The sequence below is a fragment of the Affinundibacterium nitidum genome, from assembly GCF_014284155.1.
Taxonomy (GTDB): Bacteria; Pseudomonadota; Gammaproteobacteria; order Burkholderiales; family Burkholderiaceae_D; genus Undibacterium; species Undibacterium nitidum.
Window position 1 is genome coordinate 1,359,552 of the sequence record NZ_JACOFZ010000001.1, and the last position, 24,487, is coordinate 1,384,038.

The 24,487-nt window shown below is 47.2% G+C and carries 23 protein-coding genes; 7 read left to right on the forward strand and 16 right to left on the reverse strand.

What is annotated here, in order from left to right; genetic code table 11:
* The first annotated feature begins 193 nt into the window (after window positions 1–193).
* Window positions 194–994 (forward strand): DUF2726 domain-containing protein, encoded by an 801-nt coding sequence (locus H8K36_RS05895; protein WP_186914634.1) that lies wholly within the window; start codon window positions 194–196, stop codon window positions 992–994.
* A 15-nt stretch (window positions 995–1,009) separates the two neighbouring features.
* Here the strand turns inward: H8K36_RS05895 and ribA are convergent, their stop codons facing one another.
* Both ribA and H8K36_RS05905 read right to left on the reverse strand, forming a co-directional pair.
* Entirely contained in the window at window positions 1,010–1,642 is a 633-nt protein-coding gene (gene ribA / locus H8K36_RS05900) for a GTP cyclohydrolase II (protein ID WP_186914633.1), read from the reverse strand.
* Window positions 1,643–1,824: 182 nt separating this feature from the next.
* Window positions 1,825–2,382 carry a peptide deformylase gene (locus H8K36_RS05905; protein ID WP_186914632.1) on the reverse strand — a complete coding sequence of 186 codons (558 nt, stop codon included), beginning with the start codon at window positions 2,380–2,382 and terminating at the stop codon, window positions 1,825–1,827.
* A gap of 169 nt (window positions 2,383–2,551) precedes the next feature.
* On the opposite strand from H8K36_RS05905, the gene H8K36_RS05910 reads away from it, so the two are divergent.
* The gene (locus H8K36_RS05910; RefSeq protein WP_186914631.1) at window positions 2,552–3,199 is read left to right on the forward strand and encodes a site-2 protease family protein; all 648 of its coding nucleotides are present in this window, start codon (window positions 2,552–2,554) and stop codon (window positions 3,197–3,199) included.
* A 64-nt stretch (window positions 3,200–3,263) separates the two neighbouring features.
* Here the strand turns inward: H8K36_RS05910 and ilvD are convergent, their stop codons facing one another.
* Window positions 3,264–5,138, reverse strand: coding sequence for a dihydroxy-acid dehydratase (ilvD, locus tag H8K36_RS05915; protein WP_186914630.1), 1,875 nt, complete (start codon window positions 5,136–5,138; stop codon window positions 3,264–3,266).
* 169 nt (window positions 5,139–5,307) lie between these two features.
* On the opposite strand from ilvD, the gene H8K36_RS05920 reads away from it, so the two are divergent.
* The 4 genes from H8K36_RS05920 to H8K36_RS05935 all read left to right on the forward strand — a co-directional run bounded on the left by H8K36_RS05920 (window position 5,308) and on the right by H8K36_RS05935 (window position 10,910).
* Window positions 5,308–5,988 carry a sigma-70 family RNA polymerase sigma factor gene (locus H8K36_RS05920; protein ID WP_230404298.1) on the forward strand — a complete coding sequence of 227 codons (681 nt, stop codon included), beginning with the start codon at window positions 5,308–5,310 and terminating at the stop codon, window positions 5,986–5,988.
* The gene (locus tag H8K36_RS05925; RefSeq protein WP_186914629.1) at window positions 5,985–7,247 is read left to right on the forward strand and encodes a prolipoprotein diacylglyceryl transferase; all 1,263 of its coding nucleotides are present in this window, start codon (window positions 5,985–5,987) and stop codon (window positions 7,245–7,247) included. The genes H8K36_RS05920 and H8K36_RS05925 overlap by 4 nt, the downstream gene beginning before the upstream one ends.
* A 108-nt stretch (window positions 7,248–7,355) precedes the next feature.
* A complete protein-coding gene (locus tag H8K36_RS05930) occupies window positions 7,356–9,725 on the forward strand; it encodes a vWA domain-containing protein (protein WP_186914628.1) in 2,370 nt (789 codons plus the stop codon).
* Between the two features lie 270 nt (window positions 9,726–9,995).
* A complete protein-coding gene (locus H8K36_RS05935) occupies window positions 9,996–10,910 on the forward strand; it encodes a DMT family transporter (RefSeq protein ID WP_186914627.1) in 915 nt (304 codons plus the stop codon).
* Window positions 10,911–10,982: 72 nt separating this feature from the next.
* On the opposite strand, the gene H8K36_RS05940 is transcribed toward H8K36_RS05935, so the two are convergent.
* Window positions 10,983–11,801: a hypothetical protein gene (locus H8K36_RS05940; protein ID WP_186914626.1), complete on the reverse strand. Its 819-nt coding sequence runs from the start codon at window positions 11,799–11,801 to the stop codon at window positions 10,983–10,985.
* Between the two features lie 275 nt (window positions 11,802–12,076).
* On the opposite strand from H8K36_RS05940, the gene H8K36_RS05945 reads away from it, so the two are divergent.
* A complete protein-coding gene (locus H8K36_RS05945; RefSeq protein WP_186914625.1) occupies window positions 12,077–12,964 on the forward strand; it encodes a polysaccharide deacetylase family protein in 888 nt (295 codons plus the stop codon).
* Here H8K36_RS05945 and H8K36_RS05950 read toward each other — a convergent pair.
* The 12 genes from H8K36_RS05950 to H8K36_RS06005 form a co-directional block, all read right to left on the reverse strand.
* On the reverse strand, window positions 12,961–13,569 hold the full coding sequence (locus H8K36_RS05950; RefSeq protein ID WP_186914624.1) for a 4'-phosphopantetheinyl transferase family protein: 609 nt from the start codon (window positions 13,567–13,569) through the stop codon (window positions 12,961–12,963). The genes H8K36_RS05945 and H8K36_RS05950 overlap by 4 nt on opposite strands.
* 47 nt (window positions 13,570–13,616) lie before the next feature.
* Window positions 13,617–14,075, reverse strand: a complete 459-nt coding sequence (locus H8K36_RS05955; RefSeq protein WP_186914623.1) for an excinuclease ATPase subunit — start codon at window positions 14,073–14,075, stop codon at window positions 13,617–13,619.
* Window positions 14,076–14,143: 68 nt separating this feature from the next.
* Window positions 14,144–15,373 carry a beta-ketoacyl-ACP synthase gene (locus H8K36_RS05960; protein WP_186914622.1) on the reverse strand — a complete coding sequence of 410 codons (1,230 nt, stop codon included), beginning with the start codon at window positions 15,371–15,373 and terminating at the stop codon, window positions 14,144–14,146.
* Window positions 15,370–16,101 (reverse strand): 3-oxoacyl-ACP reductase FabG, encoded by a 732-nt coding sequence (gene fabG / locus H8K36_RS05965; protein WP_186914621.1) that lies wholly within the window; start codon window positions 16,099–16,101, stop codon window positions 15,370–15,372. The genes H8K36_RS05960 and fabG overlap by 4 nt, the downstream gene beginning before the upstream one ends.
* Before the next feature lie 94 nt (window positions 16,102–16,195).
* Window positions 16,196–16,681, reverse strand: a complete 486-nt coding sequence (locus tag H8K36_RS05970) for a hotdog family protein (RefSeq protein ID WP_186914620.1) — start codon at window positions 16,679–16,681, stop codon at window positions 16,196–16,198.
* A complete protein-coding gene (locus H8K36_RS05975) occupies window positions 16,678–17,874 on the reverse strand; it encodes a beta-ketoacyl-ACP synthase (RefSeq protein WP_186914619.1) in 1,197 nt (398 codons plus the stop codon). The genes H8K36_RS05970 and H8K36_RS05975 overlap by 4 nt, the downstream gene beginning before the upstream one ends.
* 7 nt (window positions 17,875–17,881) lie before the next feature.
* Complete coding sequence (locus tag H8K36_RS05980; protein WP_186914618.1) at window positions 17,882–18,466, reverse strand: DUF3261 domain-containing protein; 585 nt, start codon at window positions 18,464–18,466, stop codon at window positions 17,882–17,884.
* Window positions 18,467–18,473: 7 nt separating this feature from the next.
* Window positions 18,474–20,900, reverse strand: a complete 2,427-nt coding sequence (locus H8K36_RS05985; protein ID WP_230404299.1) for an MMPL family transporter — start codon at window positions 20,898–20,900, stop codon at window positions 18,474–18,476.
* Window positions 20,897–21,526 carry an outer membrane lipoprotein carrier protein LolA gene (locus tag H8K36_RS05990; RefSeq protein ID WP_186914617.1) on the reverse strand — a complete coding sequence of 210 codons (630 nt, stop codon included), beginning with the start codon at window positions 21,524–21,526 and terminating at the stop codon, window positions 20,897–20,899. Before H8K36_RS05990 ends, H8K36_RS05985 begins: the two co-directional genes overlap by 4 nt.
* Window positions 21,513–21,953 carry an acyl-CoA thioesterase gene (locus H8K36_RS05995; protein WP_186914616.1) on the reverse strand — a complete coding sequence of 147 codons (441 nt, stop codon included), beginning with the start codon at window positions 21,951–21,953 and terminating at the stop codon, window positions 21,513–21,515. Before H8K36_RS05995 ends, H8K36_RS05990 begins: the two co-directional genes overlap by 14 nt.
* Window positions 21,946–23,502, reverse strand: a complete 1,557-nt coding sequence (locus H8K36_RS06000) for an HAL/PAL/TAL family ammonia-lyase (protein ID WP_186914615.1) — start codon at window positions 23,500–23,502, stop codon at window positions 21,946–21,948. Before H8K36_RS06000 ends, H8K36_RS05995 begins: the two co-directional genes overlap by 8 nt.
* A complete protein-coding gene (locus H8K36_RS06005) occupies window positions 23,489–24,466 on the reverse strand; it encodes an LpxL/LpxP family acyltransferase (protein WP_186914614.1) in 978 nt (325 codons plus the stop codon). Before H8K36_RS06005 ends, H8K36_RS06000 begins: the two co-directional genes overlap by 14 nt.
* Window positions 24,467–24,487 lie beyond the last annotated feature (21 nt).

Genomic DNA, 24,487 nt, shown 5'->3' on the forward strand with positions numbered 1-24,487 from the left:
AAAGATTGTTAGCGGATAGCCGACAAATGAAGTAGATAGATCGAATACCGCTTATCAGACTGAAAATACCATCCGATGAAATCGACCGATCGGTCGATTGCATTTTATGGGAAGAAGTCTATAGTGCTGCCCTTGGTGTAAAACTGTATCGATGCACGTTTGAGACACAACGCGAGTAAGGAAGGGAGGTTCTATGTTTTCTCATTTTCTAGATAAAGATTCTAAGTCCGAACCGGATTTTGAGAAGCGTAAGTTCTTTGCTGCTGAAGAAGAAGTTTTCTTCAAGCGCCTGATCAAAGCGCTTCCCAATTGCAGTATTTTCCCCAAAGTTCAAGTGGCGGCGATTCTTGAGCCGCACATCAGCAATGAGAAAAAGCGACAAGTCATGCGGCAAAAGCTGCAATCTCGCCATGTCGACTTCGGTATTTTTGATAAAAATTTAGAGTTACTGTGCGTCGTTATCCTTGAAGGTGACGACGAAGTGGACGAGGATGAGTATCCGACCCGACACTTGTTAAAAAGTGCTGGCATTAAAAGCATACGCTGGAAACGTGCAGCCCTTCCGACTTACGAACAAGTTCTCCGCACTTTAGCGCCGTTCTCTGACTTGAACTCGCCAAGAGCAGAGAGTAGTCTACATACAATTGGTAAGCTTTTCCCTGATGAAGACGTCACGAGTGGCAAGATCTTCACGAAAGTGGAACATGGCAACCCAAACGCGCTCTCTTTGGCAGCGATAGAACGGATCACGCCAGAAAAACTGATCAAAACTCAGTATCCTCATATTTGGCAAAAAATATGTCTTTTTGCGGGTGACCCTGGTTACTTGAAAAACTATCTCGAGTCCTTATTTATTCAAAATCGCCCGACAAAGCGACGTGGATTACCAAAGCCTGTGGCAAACGAAGTAATGGCGATTCAGTATGAAAATAGTCGCTTCGTGGTATCGAAAGATCCGGATCCAATTTGGGATCCGACCTTCCTTCACCGTTGATCTAGCAATAATTTCTTAGAGATCTGGCGCCAACATGTGGCCAAGCTTGGCAGCTTTGGTCTCTAAGTACCTCTGATTAAATTGATTGCGGGCGATAATCAAGGGGACGTGCTCCTCAACCTTCACTTGCATATTCTGGAGCGCAGAGATCTTGCGCGGATTATTCGTCATCAGCTTGACACTACTGATCCCCAAATGTTTGAGCATAGGGTCGCAAAGGCTATAGTTGCGCAAATCCGCGGCGAATCCTAATTTCTGATTGGCTTCGACAGTATCGGCGCCATCATCTTGCAAATGGTAAGCGCGAATCTTCGCTAACAACCCTATACCACGCCCTTCCTGACGCAAATACAGAATAACGCCACGCCCCTCGGCAGCAATCTTTTGCATTGCTGCTTCCAACTGTGGGCCACAATCACAACGCTGACTAAACAAAGCATCACCTGTCAGACATTCGGAGTGAATACGTGCCAAGACAGCCTTGCCGTCAGCAACGTCACCCAAAGTCAATGCCACATGCTCTTTACCCGTAGCGGGCTCTACAAAGCCATGCATGCGGAACCTCGCCCAAGTTGTGGGCAAGTCGCAGCTATCTACAAATTCCAGTGCCTGTTCTTCCGAATTCAGAGGCAAATCTACAATCGACATAGTATTCTCACGGTCTGCTTTTCCGCGCAGGAAAGGCTGGATACCAGCTCGGATGATGTAAAAACTTTATTTACATCAATCGCTAAAAAGTAAGAGTATAAACGACTCGGTGAAACTCAGCGGAAACGGGACTTGAGCGAGCTCACTAAAGCAACTCGCTTAATTGTCTTTTTTTACATCGATTAGGCCAAGCTTGGCGGCGGGATAGTGTAATCGACTTGTTTTTGATATTTTGCTCTATCCATCTCAAATTCCTGACGGGATACTGTGGAATTCACATCTAAAGCGAGATCGAGTGCCAATACGCCATCCAGATGGTCTAACTCATGCTGCAATAGCTCAGAGAGTGGGCGATCTAATTGATGCCATTCTATCGTTTTACCTGCTTCATCGATGTAGCGGACTGAGATCGACTCGAAGCGCCGCACTTTCACCAAGGTATCAGGAAAACACATGCAATCATCCCACATCGTGAAAGATTGCTCGCTATGCCAGATGATTTCCGGGTTAACCAAGGTGAAACTTCCTTCTCCCAAATTAAGAGCGATGAAGCGTTGACTAATGCCGATCTGCGGAGCGGCGATACCACGACCGAAGCCGCGCTGCCGTCGAAACGCATCAAGGCAGGATTTCAATAGCTCACTTTGTTGTCGGAACTGTGGATCAAAGACGTCGAGAACAGCACTTGCTATCAAGCGCAAGCGCGCATCGTCACTTGGTAAAATACTAGGCAGAGCCATTTTCTTCTTTCAGAGAATTCCAATTAGACTAACGTTCGTTCAGGTATATTCATGATACAACACTGTTATTCTTCGGTTTCGCCTCCATCTCCACTGTAACGTGTTTCTTTGGATAGGTTCGCTATCAAAAGTAGAGCGACTAATACCGTGACCAATCATCAGGATAACTATGAATTTCGATCTCGAAAAGATGTTCAGCATCTTCCCAGCTGTGGTTATCGGCCTCACCATACATGAGTGGGCACATGCCTATACCGCGTATAAACTTGGCGATACCACCGCCAAAGATCAAGGCAGACTCACGCTCAACCCGCTCAAGCATCTCGACCCATTTGGCACCCTACTGATTTTGATTTTGGGGTTTGGATGGGCTAAGCCAGTACAGTTTAATCCTGATAATCTCAAACAGAAGCATCGCGATGAAATTTTGATTTCGATTGCTGGTCCCTTGTCGAATTTCTTACTCGGCATTGCTTTCCTCGCCTTGGCCCGAGGAATTTTCAGTTTCGCCGATGCACAAAATGCCAACTCCATCTTTGGCTACATCAATACACTCGTGTTATGGGCGATTATCAATTTTGGTCTAGCCATTTTCAATATGATTCCTTTACCGCCTCTCGATGGCTCTCACCTTTACATGACCTTTTTTAGCCGTATCAACCCGACCTTAGCCAACCGCATGTATAGCCTTGGCATGTTTGTCTTAATTGGTATTTTGCTGATGCAGAATTTCTTGGGGAACGAGATCTTGCCAATTGGAACCTATGTCAATCAACTCACAGATTACTTCCTACGACTACTCGGCTTTCAATTGTAAGCATTAAAAAAACAAAGGGCGACTCTTTGCAGAGTCACCCTTTTTCCTATATCGATTTTAGGTATTAGCGACGCAACTGCGTAATATCACGCACCGCTCCACGATCAGCAGATGTAGCCAATGCTGCATAAGCTTGCAAAGCTTGTGAAACATAACGATCACGATTCACAGGTTGCCATGCTTGCGCGCCCTTCGCTTCCATTGCTGCACGACGTGCCGCCAAGTCCTCATCGCTGATATCGAGACGGATGCTCCGATTAGGGATATCAATCAAAATACGATCGCCCTCTTCCACCAAACCAATTGCACCACCTTCGGCAGCTTCAGGGGAGGCATGGCCAATGACCAAGCCAGATGATCCGCCTGAGAACCTACCGTCGGTAAACAAAGCGCAGGCCTTGCCTAAACCTTTGGACTTGATATACGAAGTTGGATACAACATCTCTTGCATACCAGGGCCTCCTTTCGGGCCCTCGTAACGAATGATAACGACATCACCAGCATGGACGGTATCACCTAAAATAGCCTCAACTGCTGCATCTTGGCTTTCAAACACACGTGCCTTACCTGCAAAGGTCAGAATACTTTCATCGACACCGGCAGTCTTTACGATACAACCTTTTTCTGCGAGATTACCGTACAAAACCGCGAGCCCACCGTCCTTAGAATAGGCATGCTCGTAATCACGAATGCAGCCATTGGCGCGATCAGAGTCCAAGCTATCGAAACGTTTATTTTGTGAGAAAGCGACCTGAGTTGGCACACCACCCGGTGCAGCCAAAAATAATTGTTTTACTGCGGGGTCATCACTAACCGCAATATCATTTTTTGCGATAGCTTCAGCGAAACTCGCGGCATGAATCGTTGGACGAGATGTATCGAATAAACCAGCACGTGCCAATTCACCGAGAATGGAGATAATGCCACCCGCGCGATGCACGTCTTCGATATGATACTTGTCGGTCATGGGCGCCACTTTGCATAAGCAAGGAACTTTACGCGAAATACGATCAATATCGGCCATCGTAAAATCAACACCGGCTTCATTTGCAGCTGCTAACAGATGCAGAACGGTGTTAGTTGAACCACCCATTGAAACATCAAGTGCCATTGCATTTTCGAAAGTCGCTTTATTGGCGATCGAACGTGGCAACACCGTATAGTCATCTTGCTCGTAGTGACGCTTAGCGAGTTCAACAATCAAACGCCCAGCGCGCAAGAACAATTCTTTGCGATCTGCGTGGGTCGCCAAAATCGTACCATTACCTGGCAAAGACAAACCTAAGGCCTCGGTTAAGCAATTCATGGAATTAGCCGTGAACATGCCCGAGCAAGAACCGCAAGTGGGGCAAGCAGAGCGTTCGATACGACCAATTTCTTCGTCACTCACTTTACTATCACCGGCTTTAATCATGGCATCGACCAAGTCGATCTTCATGATTTTTTGCACGCCGTTATCTTTCGGATGCAGTGTTTCTAATACCTTACCTGCTTCCATCGGGCCGCCCGATACAAACACCACAGGAATATTCAAACGCATCGCCGCCATCAGCATGCCAGGAGTAATTTTGTCGCAATTCGAAATACAGACCATGGCATCTGCACAGTGCGCGTTGACCATGTACTCGACGGAGTCTGCAATCAGTTCACGTGAAGGCAAGGAATACAGCATACCGCCATGTCCCATGGCGATACCGTCATCGACGGCAATCGTATTAAACTCTTTCGCCACACCACCTGCGGCTTCAATTTCGCGCGCCACCATTTGGCCGAGATCTTTGAGATGTACATGGCCAGGAACAAATTGCGTGAAGGAATTAACGACAGCAATAATCGGCTTATCAAAATCACCGTCTTTCATACCAGTAGCACGCCAAAGAGCACGAGCTCCGGCCATATTGCGTCCGTGGGTTGTGGTTCTTGAGCGATAGACTGGCATATTTTTTCTCTTCAATAAAAGTAACGAGGTAATTTTGTCTAGCATGCCGCAGACCATCATATTCGTCAAATATTAAATATAAACCCAATTAAGACGAATAACATATTAATTAAGGACATTGAATCAATAGAGATTGTCACTCAATTTGAACTGGGCTACACTGCGCCGCATGAATTCCACCGAGAACGCCTATCTAACTCAAGGACTCATCCAAAGCGATGAGGAATTGATGTTGCGCTATTGCGATGGTGATTTCACTGCTTTCAAAGAACTATATCAACGTCATAGCAAACCCTTATACCGTTTTATCGCATGGCGCTCACCACGCACCGAATGGGTCGATGAAGTGATGCAGGATAGTTGGACCGCGCTACACAATGCACGTGCTGGTTACCACGCCAGCGCTAGTTTTAAGACCTATCTGTACCAAATTGCCCGTAATCGTTTGATTGATCTAATGCGTCAAAATCAAATCATCCTTGCCAGTGATTTCGGTGAAAGTGACGATAACAACTCCACTTTTGAAGATTACGCTGAACTTGCGACCACGCTCTCAGGTCAAACTCAAGCATCCACTAAGGTCGGAGGAACTGATGAGTCTGGATCAAACCCAGAACAGCTATTTGTCGACAAGCAAAGACTCCATGCCTTACATGATGCGATCGATCAGCTTCCAAGCGTGCAAAAGGAAGCATTGGTGCTACAACAATTTAACGAACTCAGTTTGGATGAAATCGCGGAGATCAGCGCGGTGCCAGTCGAGACGATCAAGAGCCGTTTGCGCTATGCGATGCAGAAACTGCGACAGCATTTTGCCAAACCTGAGCATAGGCTGGAGGAATTCACATGACCACGCCACAAAATACCGACAAAGACTTGCTCCCTAGAGCAGGCGATGCGATGCTGGAGAAACAGTTGCGGGCCTTACCGCAAGTTGAGCCATCGCCCGAACTTGATGCTGCAATACTTGGCAAGATCGAACATGCACTCAAACTGGAGGCGCAGCAAAAGACACTTGCAGAGCCAAGCCAAGTCGAGCCTATCGCTACAGCACAAAGACCTCGCCAACATTTCTTCCAAGGCTTAGAACATAAGCTCAAGCAATTCTGGTTCATCCCCGTTGGCGCGATGGCGATGTTGCTCGCATCAGTAACGTTGAATCAAACACAAACTTGGTCTGAGCACACAACATCGCCAAGCCCGGCCAAGGAAGTCGCAATTGCAACAAACTCGTCTGTGCCTAGTTCAGCAGGCACAGATAAATCGACCACTGTCGCGATGAACGAAACGCAGGATCAGGCGACCAACACGCCAGCAAATTCAACACCACCACTCAAGCGTGATGAGATCGAAACAAGGTCTGTAGTCGACAGTAAGAAAATGACGTCTGAGTTGGCTCTTCTCTTTGAAAAGAGATCAAAAGAACGATTCGCCAGCAAAGAGGAATCAAAAATAGCGGCAACAAAGAAATTGGCTCGCTTAAATGAGGCTGAAATCGCATTTGCGAAGCCAGTCGAAAAACCAGATCAAGAAAATTCGAAACCCGCTAGTGTGCCACCGGCGCCTACTGTCGCTGAGGTAAAAATGAGCTCGGCTAGGCCTGTTCTGACTGCCGATGTGCAACGCGTAGAAGTCACCGGCTCTTCCATCAAACGTGTGCAAGTGGAGAGTAGCAATGCTGTGCAGGTTGTAGAGAGAAACGACAGAATAGAAGACAAAGTCTCGCCAAAGACCGAGCTCTATGCGGTGAAAGATCTGTACGACCCGAATCTGAAACTCACCGAAGAAGCGAAAGGGCTAGCCAAGGTTTCGCCTCGCGAGACGGCAGCGATCATCGAAGCACCCAGACCAGCGTTTGCTACGGCAAAAGCTGCGCCTGCTCCAGCAGCCCCCATTACTCCTCCATTAGAATCATACCGAGAGCTTCCACATCCAGTTGACGTGATTCGCGCACGCTTGGAACAGCTAATTAGTCTAGGTCGCACTGGAGACGCTTTACAGCTATGGAAAGACTTTAAAGAGAATTACCCTGAAGCTGGCCTGGCGCCCGATCTGCGGAAAAAATTGGAAGAATTAGAACGCAAACACAACACCAAAAAACCATACTAAAAATCTATTTTTTAGATCAAAAAATATTTTTTCATTTTCTTAACCCCTTTTTTCGAACTGTTCCGTTTAAGTCATTACCACGGTCAATCCGGATAATAGGAGAAGAAAATGTTGCGACCTCTTTTAATTGCACTCTTGGGTGCCTCAGTTTTACCTATCGCTGTCAGTCACCCTACTCATCATTCGACGCCGTCAGAACTCGTTCCGCTTGCAACAGCAACCGCTGAACAAGGCGTTGAGCTACAAAACATCGCAATATCGACTCACGTACAGGGTCTTTCTGTGTTGAGTGAGTTCCATATTAGCCTCCGCAATCCCACACTTTCAACGAAAGCCTTGCCATTCAAGATCTCTCTGCCAAAGGGAGTCCAAGTAGTGAGTTACCAACTCGATCAAGAGCCAGAAGTGCCAGTCAATCATCGTGGCATCATTGCCCGCTCAGACTTTCAACTCAAAGTTAATGACATACCAGCCAATGGTGCCCGGGTCCTTACATTGAGAGTCAAAAGTACGCTGGAACAAATGGCAAACCAATGGCGCTATCAGCTGCCAATCGGTTTTGCACAAGGCGTCAACAAACTCAGTATTGAAATCATGAATCCGGGCTTAATTGCGCAGCCTAACTTGCAAATCGACTCCCGTCCTGTTGCACTGATCAAAATAGGCTCGACTTTTACGGCTACTCTCGACAAACCACAGATTTCAAACTCTACGATGCTCACTGGTACGCTGAATTTAGGCGGCAATCCGCAGAGTATCGAAGTTACCAAAGGGGATGCTAAAGAGGAATTTGTAAATTCCTCGCAAGCGGTCGTTAGCCTAGCACATCCACCTAACGAACCAAAGGCTATCGCGCCGGTAGCGCCTGCCATACAAAGAGTAGAAGTGACGGGGACTCATATTAAGCGAGTAATGCCAGAATACTCAACGTCTAATCAAGCAATACTCGCCAAGGCTTCTGCACCATACGGACGTGTCGATTATTCTCCACCTCAAGCAAGCAATAATACCGCCAAGTATCAGCACTACACAGAAAATGCTTGGAAGCGGGTCGATGACGAACCAGTATCAACCTTTAGTGCAGATGTTGACACAGGTAGTTATGCCAACGTGCGACGTTTCCTGCAACAAGGTAGTTTGCCTGCACAGGATGCTGTACGCACGGAAGAATTAGTCAATTACTTCTCGTATGAATATGCACTCCCTTCTAAGGATTCTGCTCATCCTTTCAGTGTGCATACCGAGACCAGTGTCTCGCCTTGGAACAAAGATCGATTATTGATGCGGGTTGCCATCAAAGGTAAAGATGTCGCCAAAGAGTTACTTCCTCCAGCCAACTTGGTATTTCTGGTCGACGTTTCGGGGTCGATGTCACCATCCGAACGCCTGCCTTTGATAAAGTCAGCTTTAAAACTCTTAACTTCACAATTGCGAGCCAAAGACCGAGTGAGCTTGGTGACCTACGCCGATGGCACCGGTGTCGTCTTACCACCAACATCTGGTAGCGAAAAAGAGAAGATTATGATGGCCATCGACCAACTGCGCTCTGGCGGCAGCACCAATGGTGAAGGTGGCTTACGCCTCGCTTACCAGCAAGCTCGAGCAGCGAAAATCGACGGTGGTATCAATCGTGTGTTGCTTGCTACCGATGGTGATTTGAACGTAGGTGTGACGGATCCGAACGAACTCAAAGCATTGGTTGAACGTGAACGTAAATCCGGCATTAGTCTAAGCACTTTAGGTGTGGGCGATCACAACTACAACGATGCGCTGATGAAAAAACTCGCTGACAATGGTGACGGTAGTTATCACTATCTCGATAGCTTACAAGAAGCCCACAAAGTTCTGGTGAACGAGTTTACTTCAACGCTTTCTACGATCGCTCAAGATTTAAAGCTACAGTTGGAATTCAATCCTAAAAACGTCGCTGAATATCGACTGATCGGCTACGAATTACGCGCCTTAACTCGTGAACAATTCAATGACGATAAAGTTGATGCGGGTGATATCGGCGCGGGCCACACAGTGACTGCACTTTATGAAATTGTCCCAACGGGTAGCAACGGCAACGTCGACCCATTGCGGTATGGTGAGCGCAATCAGAGACAAATTGGCGAGCTCAATAGCATTGCGAATAGTCAGTTCAAAAACGAATTAGCATGGCTCAAACTACGTTACAAGAATCCTGGCGAGAACAAGAGTATTTTGGTGCAAGTCCCCATCAACAAAGCGGCGCAGACAAAATCGATTGAAAACACCGATAAAGACTTCCGTTTTGCCACAGCTGTAGCTGCCTGGTCACAATGGTTACGTGGCAGCCCGTTGATTGGCGATTTTTCTGCGAGCGACATCCTAAAACTGGCACGTGATGCTCGCGGTGAAGATAAGTTTGGTCATCGTGCGGAATTCATACGCCTCGTAGAATTGTCGTCCAGCTTGAAGCCTAGCGAACCAGCAATCGCTTTGATTAGACGCTAGACTATACAATGACACTGAACGCCAGCAGCCTTCCATCTGCTGGCGTTTTATTTCGTCAACGAGCCTCGGTTACTTGAAATGAAATCGATGTACAGCGGTCCAAGACGCATACTTGGCCGTCCTTCTTCTCTCGTCACGAAAAAGTGTTAAGCTAGCAGCTCTAAGCCAGTGTCCGGTTTATCCCAAAACAGAGTTGCGTTCCTCAATCGACATGACTCTGTTCAAAGCGAACACTTACGCTCCTGTATCGTGTTTTTGCTGATGCTAACCATGTCGACCAAGCTCTCACCATCCACCATCATCTTGTTGACCATTCCGCCGATTCTCTGGGCGTGCAATGCGATTATCGGTCGTCTCATCGCGCCAATGATCCCTCCCGTCACACTCAACTTCTTACGCTGGGTAATCGCCTTTATCGTGTTATTGCCGATAGCATGGTCCATTTTTCGAGTCGGCAGCGGTGTCTGGCTGCATAAGACGCAATATGCGATGCTTGGCTTACTCGGTATCGGCTTATACAACGCGTTGCAATATCTTGCATTGAAGAGCTCTTCGCCAATCAACGTCACTCTAGTCGCGTCGGGAATGCCAATTTGGATGATGCTAGTGGGAGCGTCCTTCTTTGGCGCTGCACTTCAAGCCAAGCAAATATTGGGTGCCATACTATCGATGCTAGGCGTGCTTTTGGTCTTGAGTCGAGGGGAATTGCAGCACCTTCTCGAATTACACTTAGTGCCCGGTGATTTACTCATGATACTCGCCACCATCGCTTGGTCTTTTTATAGTTGGCTATTGGCGGGCAAAAGCAAACTTGGTGAAGTCAGCCAGCAGTGGGCGCACTTTTTATTGGCGCAGATCAGCTACGGATTAGTTTGGTCTGGCTTATTCGCCGCCGCTGAATGGCAACATGCGCAACAACATATTGATTGGAGTCTTCAATTAATAGGTGCCATCATCTTCGTGGCGATAGGTCCGGCGATCATCGCCTTCCGTTGCTGGGGTGCTGGTGTGCAAAGAGCAGGCGCCAATATCGCGGGCTTTTTTGTAAATTTAACGCCCTTGTTTACCGCCCTACTATCTACATTGGTCTTGAATGAAACGCCGCATCTCTACCATGCCTTAGCATTCATATTGATCATCGGCGGCATTTTTGTTTCGGCGCAAATTCGTCGCCCTAATCAATGACATGAATTGACAGCGGAGGGCGCAGCTTGTGCCAAGTTGCCGCCCTACGCTAACTATATTAAGGGCATCGTTTTAATCAACGCCAAAGTCGAAATAACTGTTGGCAGCCTGCGCAAAAAATCCAGCGACGCGTAATTCACCGGTATATAGCACGAGTGCATATTCGCCTTTCGCCAGCTCTTTTTCGGGGGTGACTTTATACAAAACAAAACCATCGCGCGCCTTTGCTTGGCTCGACAATACTTCTGTCTTCACAGGGATAACGCGATCTTTGTGGATGCCGCTCGAATAACTTAAGAAACCACCTCCGACCAATACTTCTCGGTTACCGTTATCGCGCACGACAAAGCTCGCCAATGTCAGATAATTTGGTGCCTGGGCATTTTTCGGAACCGAAACGATAAACTCCGGCAAAGTTGAAGTGATCCTTCGTTGTGCGGCTGAATTATTGAGAGACGCGTACGTTGCGACACCACCAAAACCAAAAGCACGACTTGCCGTTCTCATTTGCGGAATGATGTATTGCATATTCGATTCCGCCCCATTCACTAGCAGCATGACTTCCTCAGGATTGCTCGTCTCATTTGCTGCAGGCTTGTTCACCGAAGCATTTTTTTCTTTTCCACTACTGGATTTGTTCGCAAATTCCGCGGGATTAATCATTGCTTTCAAAATGAGTGGTGTCGCACCTTTCTCACGTAATTTGATTAGCGCTGCGGGTGATGTATCAAATTTATTTTGCCCACTCACGATGGCTTGGAGGATCACATCCTCTGGCATCTTTGCATCTAATAGTTTAATGACGTCTTGATTAGTTAAGGCACCTGCGATGGCACTTTGCAGGAAAGCTGAGCACAATAAAATAACGACACACCGAAAAATTCGCTTCATATCCACTCTCTGTAAAAGTTAAAAAGTTTATGTAAGAACACAAGTTACAATACTGAATAATGAGATATTTAACAAGAAAAACCCTTTCGAAACGTAGTAATTGCTGTGACAAAGGAGATTTAAGTCTTTTCCAAAATCATGTTTCGGTCTCATGCTCCTCACCCTTTTTGAGCATGCGCTTTTTTATTTGCACGATTTGATCCGCAATAACGTAAAATTCTCCACTTTTTGCACTTTCTGCTTTTATGGCCTACGCTTCACCTCGAATTCGATGGATGCTCTTTGTCGTTCCATGCTGGTTCACATGCTTACTCGGCCTTCTTTGCACCTTCAGCCCCGTGCAGGCTCAGCAAACTGCATCTGCGGCAACGAGGACGGCACCCGCCCCAATTCGATTCTTACTGACCTTCGACGACGGGCCAAGCGCCTCAGATTTCGACAACCCGAGTGAAAAGATTCTCAATGCACTCGATAAAAATCCCTACCAGTCTGATATCAAAGCAATATTTTTCACGCAAACACAAGCCAAAGGTGCCGGTGGCTCTGAGCACGGTCGAGCACTACTGAAACGAATGTTTGAGACTGGGCATGAATTAGCGTTTCACACGGCGACCGCGGGGCACGCAAACCATCGATTTTTATCGGAAGAAACACTTAGGACTTCGTTAGTAACCGGCGTCCAAGACTTATCAGCGGTACGCGGCAGCCCGCCACAACTCGTGAGACCACCGTTCTGGAGTTATAACGAAAGAACACTCGCGATGTATCACGAGCATGGCATGCAAATGTTACTCACTGATCTGAGCGCGAACGATGGCGTCATTTATGTATTCAATTTTAGTTTTAGTAAGCGCAAGAATATGCGCCAGATGTTATTGAGCTTAAAGCCAAGTTGGGAGGCGGGCGAACTGCCTAGTGTCGATGGTGCAACCCCGATTGTGGTGACATTTCACGACATCAATCGCTACACGGCTAATCATATTGAAGAGTATCTCGGCATACTATTAGACGTAGCAAAAGAGTTGGAAATGCCAACCACTACACTTCCCTTCTATGATAAACGAGAAGAAATGCTGCGGGCAGCTATGCTCAAAACGACAAAAACGACGCATGCCAAACAAGAATTGCCTGGGATCTGGAACTGGTTTTGGAGTTGGTTCTAAAGAACGACTTCTAGTATTTCTGGAGCGCAGGCGATGGCTGTGTCGCTACAAACAGCAATGGCAAGTTCTGGATAACGTGAGTACCTAAGATGCTGGAGCTCTTGACAAGCTGCTGACAGTTTAATTTGCGCTTCCTTCGCTGTCCAACACTGATAAAAATACTCAATTTGATCCTGCTGAGATTTTGCTAATAGTTCAGCAATTTGAGCGTGATGGAAGCTATGCTCGGCGAGTGCGAGTACATCCCGTTGCGGATCAATTACCTCGATATCTAGACCTAGCTTGGCATCTTTCGCAATCGCACATGCTACCCATTGCTGGCTGTGAGAGATACTAAAGCCTATTGGAGGCAAGCCCTTTAAATCCAAAAGAGGTGCATTGTTAGGACGCTCGGACAAAGGAACTTCGACTGCGGGGATGCCGAGTAAAGAGGACAACTGGTGGCGCAACAAATAACGACCCAGCAAAAATTGTTGTGCGCGTTCCGGCCTCAAAAAACGCTGATAACGGAGAGCCTCTGCCACCGACAAGCACTGGCAAATAGCGTCTTTGCGCAGCTGCGGCAATGTGGATAGCGCTGAAAGATGAGCAAGATAAATTTTCATCGAATTATCTTGCTCAAGTCATCGTCATTGAAACGAAGGTGTATCTATTATTTATCGGAAATTTTCACGAAATCGCCTTTTAATGCAACGCCTGCCATAATCGCGCCAGCATGGCATTCAAAGTCTGTTTCGCTAGAAAATTCGACATTGTCATAGTTACTTACAATGTTCACGACAGCATTAGCGCCAAGCTCTTTTGCCCGCGCTTGCAATTGCAACATACTCGACAAGAAAACCCAATTACATGCTTTCTCATCAGACTTACCGAAGGCATTGGTCTTCTTACTCGTTTTATCAGATGCAAGACGCTTCTCGATATGTGGCGTCGCTTGTTTTCCGAAATAGAACTTAATTGACTCATCCAAACGCGTGGATGCATCATTTTTAGCCATGGCACCTGCGATCGGTAAAATCAGTTTGCGGTCACTTGCTTGTGCGTCGTGAGATACTGAAACAAAAGTCGTTAAAAGAGCTAAGCCGCAAGCAGTTGAGATCAAAGTTTTCATTTTCTTCCTTTACAAATAAATCGTTTTACATTGCGCTAGTCGTTCAGCGCTATCAGAAACATGCGCGATTATGCCCATTTTTTAAAAATGAGCGAAGTATTAATTCCACCAAAAGCAAAATTATTTGACATCACATAATTACAATCAATTTTTCTACCCTCTTTCATGATGTAATCAAGATCGGCACATTGTGGATCGACTTGATGCAAATTTATTGTGGGCGCAAACCAGCCCTCGCGCATCATTTGAATACTGATCCAAGCCTCCAAAGCACCGCAAGCCCCCAAGGTGTGACCCATATAACTTTTCAAGGAGCTAATCGGCACGCCAGAGCCGAATACTTGCGCTGTCGCCTGCGATTCCGCAATATCGCCATGCTGGGTTCCGGTTCCATGTGCGTTCACATAAGCAATATCAGTCGCTTGTAAGTGGGCATCCTCCAAAGCAAGTTCCATGGCGATCTTCATGGTTTCGGAGTTTGGCTGAGTGACATGACACCCATCGCTGTTGGTACCAAAACCGACCAATTCAGCAAAGATAGTGGCGCCACGTGCTTTTGCATGTTCGAGCTCCTCAAGGATCAAGCAACCAGCACCCTCGCCGATGACCAATCCATCACGCTTTGCGTCAAATGGGCTTGGAGTGGTTTCAGGTGCATTGTTCTTCGTACTGGTAGCAAATAAGGTATCAAACACCGCTGCCTCAGTAGCGCAGAGTTCTTCTGCACCGCCAGCGAGCATCGCAATTTGTTTGCCAGTTCGAATCGCCTCATATGCGTACCCTATTCCTTGGCTACCAGAAGTACAAGCTGATGAGGTCGTAATCACCCGACCAGTAATCCCGAAAAATACGCCGACATTAACTGGCGCAGTATGCGACATCATTTTGATATAAGTCGTAGCGTTGATGCCTTTTGTCGTGCGATCTTCCATCATGCGACCAAAGTCACCAATCGCACTCGGTGTCCCAGCAGAAGAGCCGAAAGACACGCCCATCTTTCCGCTCTTTAACAACGGATGATCAAGCAAACCTGCCTGCTCCAATGCCAATTCGCTCGCGCGCGTTGCCATCAGTGCGACTCGCCCCATGCTTCGTGTCGACTTTCGGTTATAACGTTCATTCAGCTCAAATGGAGCTGCAGGGCCGCCTAACTGGGTATTTAGTCCTTCATAATCAGCCCAATTTTCCATGCGAACGATCGCATTATGATACTGTCCCAAACGTTCGCGGATACTGTTCCAATCATTACCGATCGGACTGATACCGGCCATACCAGTCACCACTACACGACGGTTCATGCCATACCTCCATTTACCGCAATCACTTGTCGTGTCACGTAGGCGGCATCTTCCTGCATCAAAAAGCTCACTACAGCAGCGACTTCCTCTGGCTTGCCAACGCGTTTTGCCGGGATCATTTTCATCGCCTCATCCACCGGTACATCGCTAATCATATCTGTCTCAATCAAACCAGGCGCAACACAATTAACCGTAATAGCGCGCTTTGCCAATTCGACCGCCAAGGCTTTTGTCGCACCAATAATGCCCGCTTTCGCGGCGCTATAATTGACTTGCCCTCTGTTGCCGACCATTCCTGAGACGGATGCCATGGTCACGATACGACCAGGTTTGCGGCGTTGAACCATAGGCATGACGAGCGGATTCAACACGTTATAGAAACCATCGAGATTCGTTTGCAGCACTAAATCCCAATCTTCTCCCGACATTGCGGGAAAGGCATTGTCGCGAGCAATGCCCGCGTTACACACTACACCGTAGTAACAGCCATGAGCTTCGACATCTTTGCTCAAGATATCAGCGACAACTTCACGTTGCCCAATATCGAATTGCAAGACACGTACTTTTCGCCCTAGTTGGGTGATTTCTTGCGCCACTGCATCAGCCTGCTGACGTTCGCTGCGACAGTGCAATACCAGGTCGTATCCATCGCGCGCTAAGCGTAAGGCGATCGCCTTACCGATTCCGCGCGAGGAACCTGTAACGAATATGGTTTGTTCTTTGCTCATAAAAAATGCTTGCTTATCTTGGGATGTTTTCTAACTTTTTTTCTGTTGTTCATTCGCTCTAACTGCGCGATTCTTCATTTATACTTTTCTCGCTCTACATGGACTTTCCTTGCAGAAAATCTTTAGCATCATGCGGTTGAAATACTGTAATCGTTGCACTTGCGAGATTCTCATTCGGCGCTTCACAGTCAACAATATTGCATTCAAATGCACCTAAACCATTGTCACTTTGCAAGCTACAATGAACTTGTATATGCAAATTACTGCCTAGTGTAAACCGTGGCGTCTTAGTTTCAAAGCGTCGCGTTCCCAGTAAAAATCCAACTTTGATTGGTTCACCTTTTGTGTGCGCCAAATAACCCGCATGCGCAGCAATTGCTTGCGCCATGTATTCAATTCCGACCCAAGCGCCAACACCTTCACCATCAAAGAATAAACTTTCAGCGTGAATTCTCACTTTGGCACACAAGGAGTCTGCATCAGCAGCGATAACTTCATCCAACAGCACCATAGGGTCTTGATGCGGAACAAGGGTACGAATCGCTGGATAAGCCACAGTCTCACTAGTTAGCTGATTCATGGCATATCCTTCCCAATTCGACCCAAAATTAGACTGGCATTGGAGCCACCGAACGCAAAAGAATTACTCAATACGTACTGCAATGGGCGACCAATCCCAACTCCTTTACCGCTTAGGTTCAAGCGAGGTAAATCTGGATCGAGCTCACCATCCCAAAGATGCGGCGGCACCAAACCAAGAGTATTATCTTCCTGCATGCTGATCCAGCACAAAGCCGCCTCGATCGCTGCTGCCGCGCCCAAAGTGTGCCCGGTAAATGCTTTGGTCGAACTGACCAAAACATCAGCACCAAATATTTCATGAATGACACGTGATTCCATCGCATCATTTTGTATCGTCGCCGTCCCATGCATATTGATATAGTCTATGTCGGATGCATTTAACTTGGCACGACGCAACGCTTGCTCAATCGCCAGTTTTGCACCAACGCCAGTAGGATCAGGCGCTGACATATGATGACCGTCAGAAGACTCGCCCCAACCATATAGACCTACCGTCGCAGGCGTCTTTGACATCAGGAACAAAGCTGCTCCCTCACCAATATTGATGCCGTCTCGGTGCGCACTCATCGGCTGACAAATCTTTTTGCTAACTGAATCCAAGGCGGAAAAACCAGCCACAGTGAAATTACACAGACTATCAGCACCGCCAGTGATCACAACGTCACATAGCCCCATCTGAATGAGCCTCGCCGCACTGGCCATCGCCTTGGCACTCGATGAACAAGCACTTGAATGGACATATGCCGGCCCGCCCGTCTGCAATTCATAGGCTAAAAACTCGGCCACAGAGCCCATCTCTTGCTGAGCGTAATGAAAATCAGCAGGAAGCTCGGTATGTTCGATGTGATGTTGCAAAGCTCGTTCTGTACCGCTAATTCCAGAAGTGCTCGTACCCAAAACAATTCCCACACGATCAGCGCCAAACTCCTGAATCGCCGCATTCACCGCATCGCGAATTTGATTTAGTGCGGCGAGCGCTAACTGGTTATTTCGACTTTGGAAGCGATCAGGCAAGTGACTGACATCCGGCAGCACCGCATCAACCACGCCCAAAGGGAGTGTCTGGTTACTGGACCACTTATCTGTCATCTGAATGCCGCTACTTGCAGAGACCAATAACTTACGCTTGACCTCATCTAGCTGATCACCCAAGGCACAAATAATCCCGCAATTGTTTAAGAAAAATGTCATAGCAATGTTAGTCTTTTGCAGTCTGAATCGTCAGGCGATATTTGTAATGGAAGTTTTCTAAAACGACAGTCCCCGACCAACGTGACTCTTCTCCGTAAGTGATTTTCATGATTAAGGTATCACCTTGATACAAAAAACGTTCGCGGCCACTCTCAGAGATTCGCCAAGGTGCCGGCAAATGTTGCGCGATAACTTCCGCTGGCCACAAACTGAGTTGAATGTCTTCAAGCACATCCTCTGCCTTTACTTGTTGCGGCAACATAAAATGACGCCAGGTTTTAATTTCCTTGCCATCAAAATTTACCGTTAACACACGTTGCCCAAATGCAAGGCCAACAAGTTCCAAGCGATCTGCGTCAATCTCAAGCGCCGCATCCAGATCATCGGTCTTATTTTCCCGTTCAACCTTGAGATGTTGCTGAATGCTGATATTTTCTCCCAGACTAGCGGGAGTCAATTTAAGATTAAGACGCTTGGCCACTGGTGGGGGTGCTTGATGACAGGCCACAACCACGAAGCAACACACCACGCAACTAAGGACACCTGCGTAATTTCTAAAGAATAACTTTATCGCGTTCAAACTCAATCGCATCGAGATCTCATTTCATGAAAGTTGTAGCAACAGATCGCTGACGAATAAAGAACGGCACGATCAACCAAACCAAACCCGTACCAATTAACATGGTCAAGCCAAATGCTCGCAATGCAGGCGTATTACTTAATGCGAGTAAGCCAAATGACAGTAGGGTACTGGCTGCTGACAGCCCTGTAGCTAACCAAGCCAAGTTCATTGCACTCACACGTTTATCTTTCGTTTCATCGCTCGCGGCTTGACGATTCTGTTCCTGCATAAAGATTCCATAGTCGACACCGATGCCAAGCAATAACATCAGGGCTAACACATGGAACAATTGCAATGCTTGGCCGGTCAGTCCCAATAAAGCAAGAGTAAAAAGACTCGCCATCGCTGATGGTGCAAGGGTTCGCCACGTGTCTTTTCGATAGCGGTGAAACATCAGTGCGAATACTAAAAAATATGCCCCAATCAAAACCCATCCCATGTTTTGACGATAGCGACCTAGCACCGAGGAAATTTCGCTAATTTTATCAACCCACTGCACACCGTCTAAGCCATTCGCTGCCTGGCTCAATTGAGGAATTTTGGCGTACTGCAATCCCTTCACCGCGACAATACTCGCGTATTCTTCGTTCACTTTCCCTAACCACAGATGACGAGTTGCCTGGCTGGCACTCGTGAGAAAAAAGTTCTCCACGGTGAGCGTTTGATTTGAGGTGCCGAGGTTCTGCCTAATCGCTGCCTGCCACTCATTATCTTCACCTATTTTTGCCGCTACCATCCGTAAGGGGCCATTCTGTGCCAACAATTTACCTTCAATCAGCGCTCGATTTTCGCTCTGAGTCTTTTGCGAGGGAACCCAATTTGAAATTGCTTGATAACCGGTAATTACACGCTGCGAAACAAAAGCATCTAAGGCACGCTTCAAGTTTTCTTCGCGCTGTAACACGACCTCCGTCGACTGACCGCGTACCAAGAAATATTGGACCGGGCTCGGTGCATCTAATAGTTTTCCGAATTTCATCTGATCCGTTACTAGATGCTTCGGTGGCGTTTGTAGCAAACGAATATCATCATTCACCGTTATACGGGAAAGCCCTAGCCCACTTGCGCCAACTAAAAATAGAGCCAAGGTCCACACTAAAGCCTTGTTTTTTGGCACCGAAAAAAATTGAAGAAGATGATCGTAATAAACCACTAACTTGCCGCTTTTCAGGTTCTTCTCTTGAACCAATTGTGGGAACCAACAAACCACGGTGAACCACGCAAACAACAAGCCGACCGCCGAAAAAACTGCCATATGGCGTAGACCCGGGAATGGCGTCAGCGCCAAGCCAAGATAGCCAATGATGGCGCAGAGCAAAGTCAACAATAGTCCAGGAATCAATTGTTTCAGAAGAGTCCGTGAATCCACATCGGTCGCGCCCAAGCGATGACATAAAAAGTAGATACCATAATCTTGCGCAATACCAATCAAGCTTGCACCGAAAACCAGTGTCATCAGATGAATGCCATCAAATAAGAGAACGCACACCGACAAGGCGCCGAGAAAACCGATACCAATTGATAAAAGGATGAGCCCAATCGGTTTCAATGAATGGAAACTTAACCACATCAACACAATAATCCCAATCAGGGATCCTACGCCGATTGTCGATACTTCTTGATGAGCCTGTTGCCCAGCAGCCGCTGCATGTAAGACAACACCAGTACTGATGACTTCGATCTCAGCATTCACTCCGGCACGCGCAGCCTTAGTCGCCTCATTAAGTAGGGGAATCACTTTTTCTTGAGCAGTTAACGAGAATGCCGGCGGCACCAGCGTAATCGGCAACAAAATGTACTGGCGTTTTTCATCTGCCACAAACAAATGACCATCACGAGGTCGCACTGGTGTCTCCTGAGCGCGTTCCTGCACCCAAGTCTCAAAAGTACCAAAAGGATCATCTTGAAACGAACCTAATTTGGGCCCAGAAAATGCGCTATACAGTTTGCTCAGGGCGACGTTAGCCCATTCGTCACTACTCTGTGCTTTAAGCAGTTCCTGCTGCCTAACAGAAAGCAAACCCAATCTGTTTTTCTGAAACGGTGCTAACCAGTCGCTTTGCGTTTTTTCTGTGAGACTCGTGATGTCGAACAAATCCGTGTGCGAGGAGAGTACTTGGGTATATTGCTTGGCTGCTTTTTTGGTGTTTTCCCAATCTTCTGCCCCAATCAAAACGATCACACGCTGCTGTGCCGCGTCAACCATATGCGTAAAAGACTGCTGCAGTGCAGGGTCACGCTCTTGCGTCGGCAGCAGTGCTAAGATGTCGGTATCAGGCGAAATACGTTTACCTAGCCACAGATACGCATTATGAGCGACCAGCAAAGACGCGACCATCGCCCATACTAGAAACCAAGCCCAACCCTGCTTTTTCAACGTTGATGATGATGCGAGTGACTTCAAAATAAACCTGCTTCTTCCGCGGTGATGGCGCTTTCACCTGTCTTAATTTCAGAAAAAATGATTACAGTACGATCGCCACTAGCTTCGTTCATTTGTATATTTTTTACATATGCAGCCCCATCTAGTGCAATCACACCGATGGCTTTCGCTAAAGCAGCTTCGCGCGCTTTCAACTGTACTTTCCAGCTATTGGCGTCTGCATTACCCTCCACTTCAAACATCGTTTCCAGCTGACTTAAATCACCAGATAACAATGAGAACAAAACACTGTTGATCATACGCACTACAGGTTCTTGTTTTGCCTCTAAGCGCATCGCCACTCGCTCACCTTGAAAATGAACAATTTCATCACGGGTAAGCCTCAAAGTATTAGGAAACGGCTGCAGAGTTCGCCATAAGACACCCTTACCGGCAATCACACAGAATCGTCCATTCGATAGCAATGGTTTCTTCATTCCAATCAAGTGTTTAGTTTGATCAAAACGTCCACACAAGACTTTTGGCTTCGCCAACATATTTTGAATCGCGGGAACAGGATTTCCGGCCTTTGCCTGCGGGCTCACCAGACCGAGCGCTAGATTTAGACTCAAGAATAAGACAACAGGAAAGAGTTTAATTTTCAACATAGGGAACTCCTAATTTTTCAAACAAAATCGGAGGCGACACAAAACACATCTCACCTTGGCGAATATCCACTGCAACTTGAGTTGTACTCGCCCTCGTCAATCGTTGACCTGATTTGGCATCACTAATTTGATAATGAATCACCAAGCGATTTTCCCATTCAACAATTTCGGCACGAAGCTTCAGTATCTGCCCAAAATGCGCCGATGCAATATAGCGTAATTGCAAGTCGATGACAGGCCATGCATAGCCGGATTCTTTCATCTGCACGTAGTTGTAATCGATCTTATCAAGCAAAGCACAACGCGCAATCTCCAAATACTTCACATAGTTACCATGCCACACGATTTCCATAGGATCGAGATCAAAGAACTGAACCTGAAGCTCAGTCTCAGCAAACCAAGGACTTGATGTGTTCTTTCTACGCATACAGTTTCCATTTCTGTTCGCGCAGGCTCACCAAAAGCTGACGCAGTTCTGGATCAAGTCGACGATCTTCTTGAATCGGAGCGATTTGCTGCTCCAAAGCTTGCATCGTGCTAACGATATTTGGCGACAGGGTCACTTCCGGATTCGTTTGTTGACGCAACCAAACCCCTTGTCTCACGGTGATTAACAACGCTACAGCCACTTGCTCCGTCAGCTCTAAGACACGCAAGCAATCACGCGCAGCGATGGTTCCCATGCTGACTTTATCTTGATTATGGCACTCCGTCGAACGCGAAAACACGGATGCTGGCATGGTCAACTTTAGTGCTTCTGCAGTCCAAGCAGACGCACTAATTTGCAAAGCTTTTAAGCCATGATTAATAGCGGCACGCTCGCCAACCATACCTGAAAGATTAGCCGGTAAGCCATGGTTGTATCGACTATCGACCATTAATGCCATCTGGCGATCCATAAGATCTGCCAAGTTAGCTACTGCATTTTTCATACCATCCATGGCAAAGGCAATGTGCCCTCCATAGAAATGTCCACCATGAAGAACGCGCTCATTTTCCGCATCAATGATTGGATTATCGTTCGCGCTGTTCAGCTCATTTTCAATCGATTGACGGAAGAATGGAAGTGCATCCGCCAACACGCCGATGACGTGAGGCGCACATCGAATCGAATAGCGATCTTGCAAGCGTTTTCCATTGCGTTCCGCAGCCCCAGCGGGTAGGTCTTGACGCAACCAGGCAGCCACATTCTGCATACCTTCATGTGGCTTTACAGAAAACAAAGTCTCGTCAAAATGATGAGCGTTTCCATCTAAAGTAATCGAAGCCATAGCAGTGATGCGCGTGGTCAACTGGGTCAAATAAGCAGCTCTATCGTAGGCCAGACAGGCAAGCGCAGTCATGACGGCCGTGCCATTCATAATCGCCAAGCCTTCTTTCGGACGCAGACGCAAAGGTTTCATGCCTGCCTCTTGCAATGCTTGGGCTGCGGCGACTTGTTCGCCGTTGCGCATTACTTCTCGCTCGCCACACAAAACTGCTGCCAAGTAGGAAAGTGGTGTTAAATCACCGCTAGCGCCAACCGATCCCTCTGAAGGAATTAACGGCAATAAATCTGCTTGAAGCAAGCCGGTGATTTGCTCTAACAGCTCGATGCTCACACCGGAAAAACCTTTAGACAAAGAAGCTAAACGCGCAGCAAGGACAGCCCGAGTTTGTTCAGGGTTCAAGTATTGTCCTAGGCCACAACCATGATAGGTGTACAAATGATGCGGTAACTCGGCAACCAAGTTTGCAGGGATATTAACCGTGCAAGAATCGCCATACCCTGTCGTCACACCGTAAATGGTGCCATCTTCTCGCAAAAGTCGATCCAAGAACTCCGCACCCCGTGTAATCGCTGCGCGAAAAGTAGGGTCATCAGACAATTGAGCACGCGCCTCGCCATGAGCGATCGACACAATATCTTCAATACTTAATCGCGAGCGATCAAATTGCACTTGTTTTTGGGAGGGAGTAAGGTCAGCGGGATGCATCAGAAATATCCAATTGAGAAGTAGTCACTCGAGTATCGGTCGAGTACCAGAAATCATAAAAGTTGAACCACTGTAGTGGTGCACGCGTGCAAAAATAACTCAATCGCTGTGCGTATTGAGAGGCCAAAACATGAAAGGCTCGCTCACGTTCAGAACGTTTCGGGTTCACCGATTCGCAAAGCAATTCAAAACGCACTTGTGGCACACCTTGAATCGGCAAAGAAAAAAGCAAAAATACTGGGCACTGTAATAGGCTGCCCAAGACATAGGGCCCGATCGGAAATGCAGCAGGTTTACCGAGAAAATCGACGATCGTGACACGAGGATTGGGAGACACAGGAACTCTATCCCCAGCGATGACAACAAAGCCGCCTTGGGCAACACGTTCAGCAAGCATAATTGCTGTCGCTGGAGTCATCTCGGTCACTTGTAATAAATCAAGCTGGCTGTCGGGATTCAGTTTGCCCATCATGCGATTGAAACTCTGCGCGTGCTTGGTATGGACCAATATCGTTAATTTAATTTCTGGGTAACGACGAGACAACACACGGCACATATCGATATTGCCAATATGCGAACAAATAAGTAAAGCACCTTTTTTCAATTCAATTTGTCGGTGCAAGGCTTCCTGCCCGTAGTACTCCACATCTTCAACCTTAAACAAACCACCCCATAACAACATCTTGTTGAGGATGGTTTCAGCAAAGGCGGCAAAGTGACGCATCACGCCAAACAGATTCGTTGACAAAGTGAGCTTAGCGTGGCGGTTCATTTGTCGCAGATAATTTTGCGATGCTTCTCGCCCTTTTTTTTGCGTGAGCACATACCAAAATAAAACCGGATAAAGCACTATGCGGAAAGGCCAGGGGCCAAACCACCGATAGATCCAAAACAATAGGCGCATGCCAGCCACGAAGCTGACTTCGTTAAAATTGGCCCAATGTTTAGTGGTGGTCTCTTGCATGATATAGGTGTCAGGTTCAGA

Bases quoted from the DNA above. Each gene is read 5' to 3' on its own strand.
- ilvD (WP_186914630.1), bottom strand. From the start codon at position 5,138: ATGCCAGTCTATCGCTCAAGAACCACAACCCACGGACGCAATATGGCC.
- H8K36_RS05920 (WP_230404298.1), top strand. From the start codon at position 5,308: ATGAATTCCACCGAGAACGCCTATCTAACTCAAGGACTCATCCAAAGC.
- H8K36_RS05945 (WP_186914625.1), top strand. From the start codon at position 12,077: ATGCTCTTTGTCGTTCCATGCTGGTTCACATGCTTACTCGGCCTTCTT.
- H8K36_RS05940 (WP_186914626.1), bottom strand. From the start codon at position 11,801: ATGAAGCGAATTTTTCGGTGTGTCGTTATTTTATTGTGCTCAGCTTTC.
- H8K36_RS05955 (WP_186914623.1), bottom strand. From the start codon at position 14,075: ATGAAAACTTTGATCTCAACTGCTTGCGGCTTAGCTCTTTTAACGACT.
- H8K36_RS05895 (WP_186914634.1), top strand. From the start codon at position 194: ATGTTTTCTCATTTTCTAGATAAAGATTCTAAGTCCGAACCGGATTTT.
- H8K36_RS05925 (WP_186914629.1), top strand. From the start codon at position 5,985: ATGACCACGCCACAAAATACCGACAAAGACTTGCTCCCTAGAGCAGGC.
- H8K36_RS06000 (WP_186914615.1), bottom strand. From the start codon at position 23,502: ATGCATCCCGCTGACCTTACTCCCTCCCAAAAACAAGTGCAATTTGAT.
- H8K36_RS05970 (WP_186914620.1), bottom strand. From the start codon at position 16,681: ATGAATCAGCTAACTAGTGAGACTGTGGCTTATCCAGCGATTCGTACC.
- H8K36_RS05910 (WP_186914631.1), top strand. From the start codon at position 2,552: ATGAATTTCGATCTCGAAAAGATGTTCAGCATCTTCCCAGCTGTGGTT.
- H8K36_RS05905 (WP_186914632.1), bottom strand. From the start codon at position 2,382: ATGGCTCTGCCTAGTATTTTACCAAGTGACGATGCGCGCTTGCGCTTG.
- H8K36_RS05950 (WP_186914624.1), bottom strand. From the start codon at position 13,569: ATGAAAATTTATCTTGCTCATCTTTCAGCGCTATCCACATTGCCGCAG.
- H8K36_RS05995 (WP_186914616.1), bottom strand. From the start codon at position 21,953: ATGCGTAGAAAGAACACATCAAGTCCTTGGTTTGCTGAGACTGAGCTT.
- H8K36_RS05990 (WP_186914617.1), bottom strand. From the start codon at position 21,526: ATGTTGAAAATTAAACTCTTTCCTGTTGTCTTATTCTTGAGTCTAAAT.
- H8K36_RS05935 (WP_186914627.1), top strand. From the start codon at position 9,996: ATGTCGACCAAGCTCTCACCATCCACCATCATCTTGTTGACCATTCCG.
- ribA (WP_186914633.1), bottom strand. From the start codon at position 1,642: ATGTCGATTGTAGATTTGCCTCTGAATTCGGAAGAACAGGCACTGGAA.
- H8K36_RS06005 (WP_186914614.1), bottom strand. From the start codon at position 24,466: ATGCAAGAGACCACCACTAAACATTGGGCCAATTTTAACGAAGTCAGC.
- H8K36_RS05930 (WP_186914628.1), top strand. From the start codon at position 7,356: ATGTTGCGACCTCTTTTAATTGCACTCTTGGGTGCCTCAGTTTTACCT.
- fabG (WP_186914621.1), bottom strand. From the start codon at position 16,101: ATGAGCAAAGAACAAACCATATTCGTTACAGGTTCCTCGCGCGGAATC.
- H8K36_RS05980 (WP_186914618.1), bottom strand. From the start codon at position 18,466: ATGCGATTGAGTTTGAACGCGATAAAGTTATTCTTTAGAAATTACGCA.
- H8K36_RS05960 (WP_186914622.1), bottom strand. From the start codon at position 15,373: ATGAACCGTCGTGTAGTGGTGACTGGTATGGCCGGTATCAGTCCGATC.
- H8K36_RS05975 (WP_186914619.1), bottom strand. From the start codon at position 17,874: ATGACATTTTTCTTAAACAATTGCGGGATTATTTGTGCCTTGGGTGAT.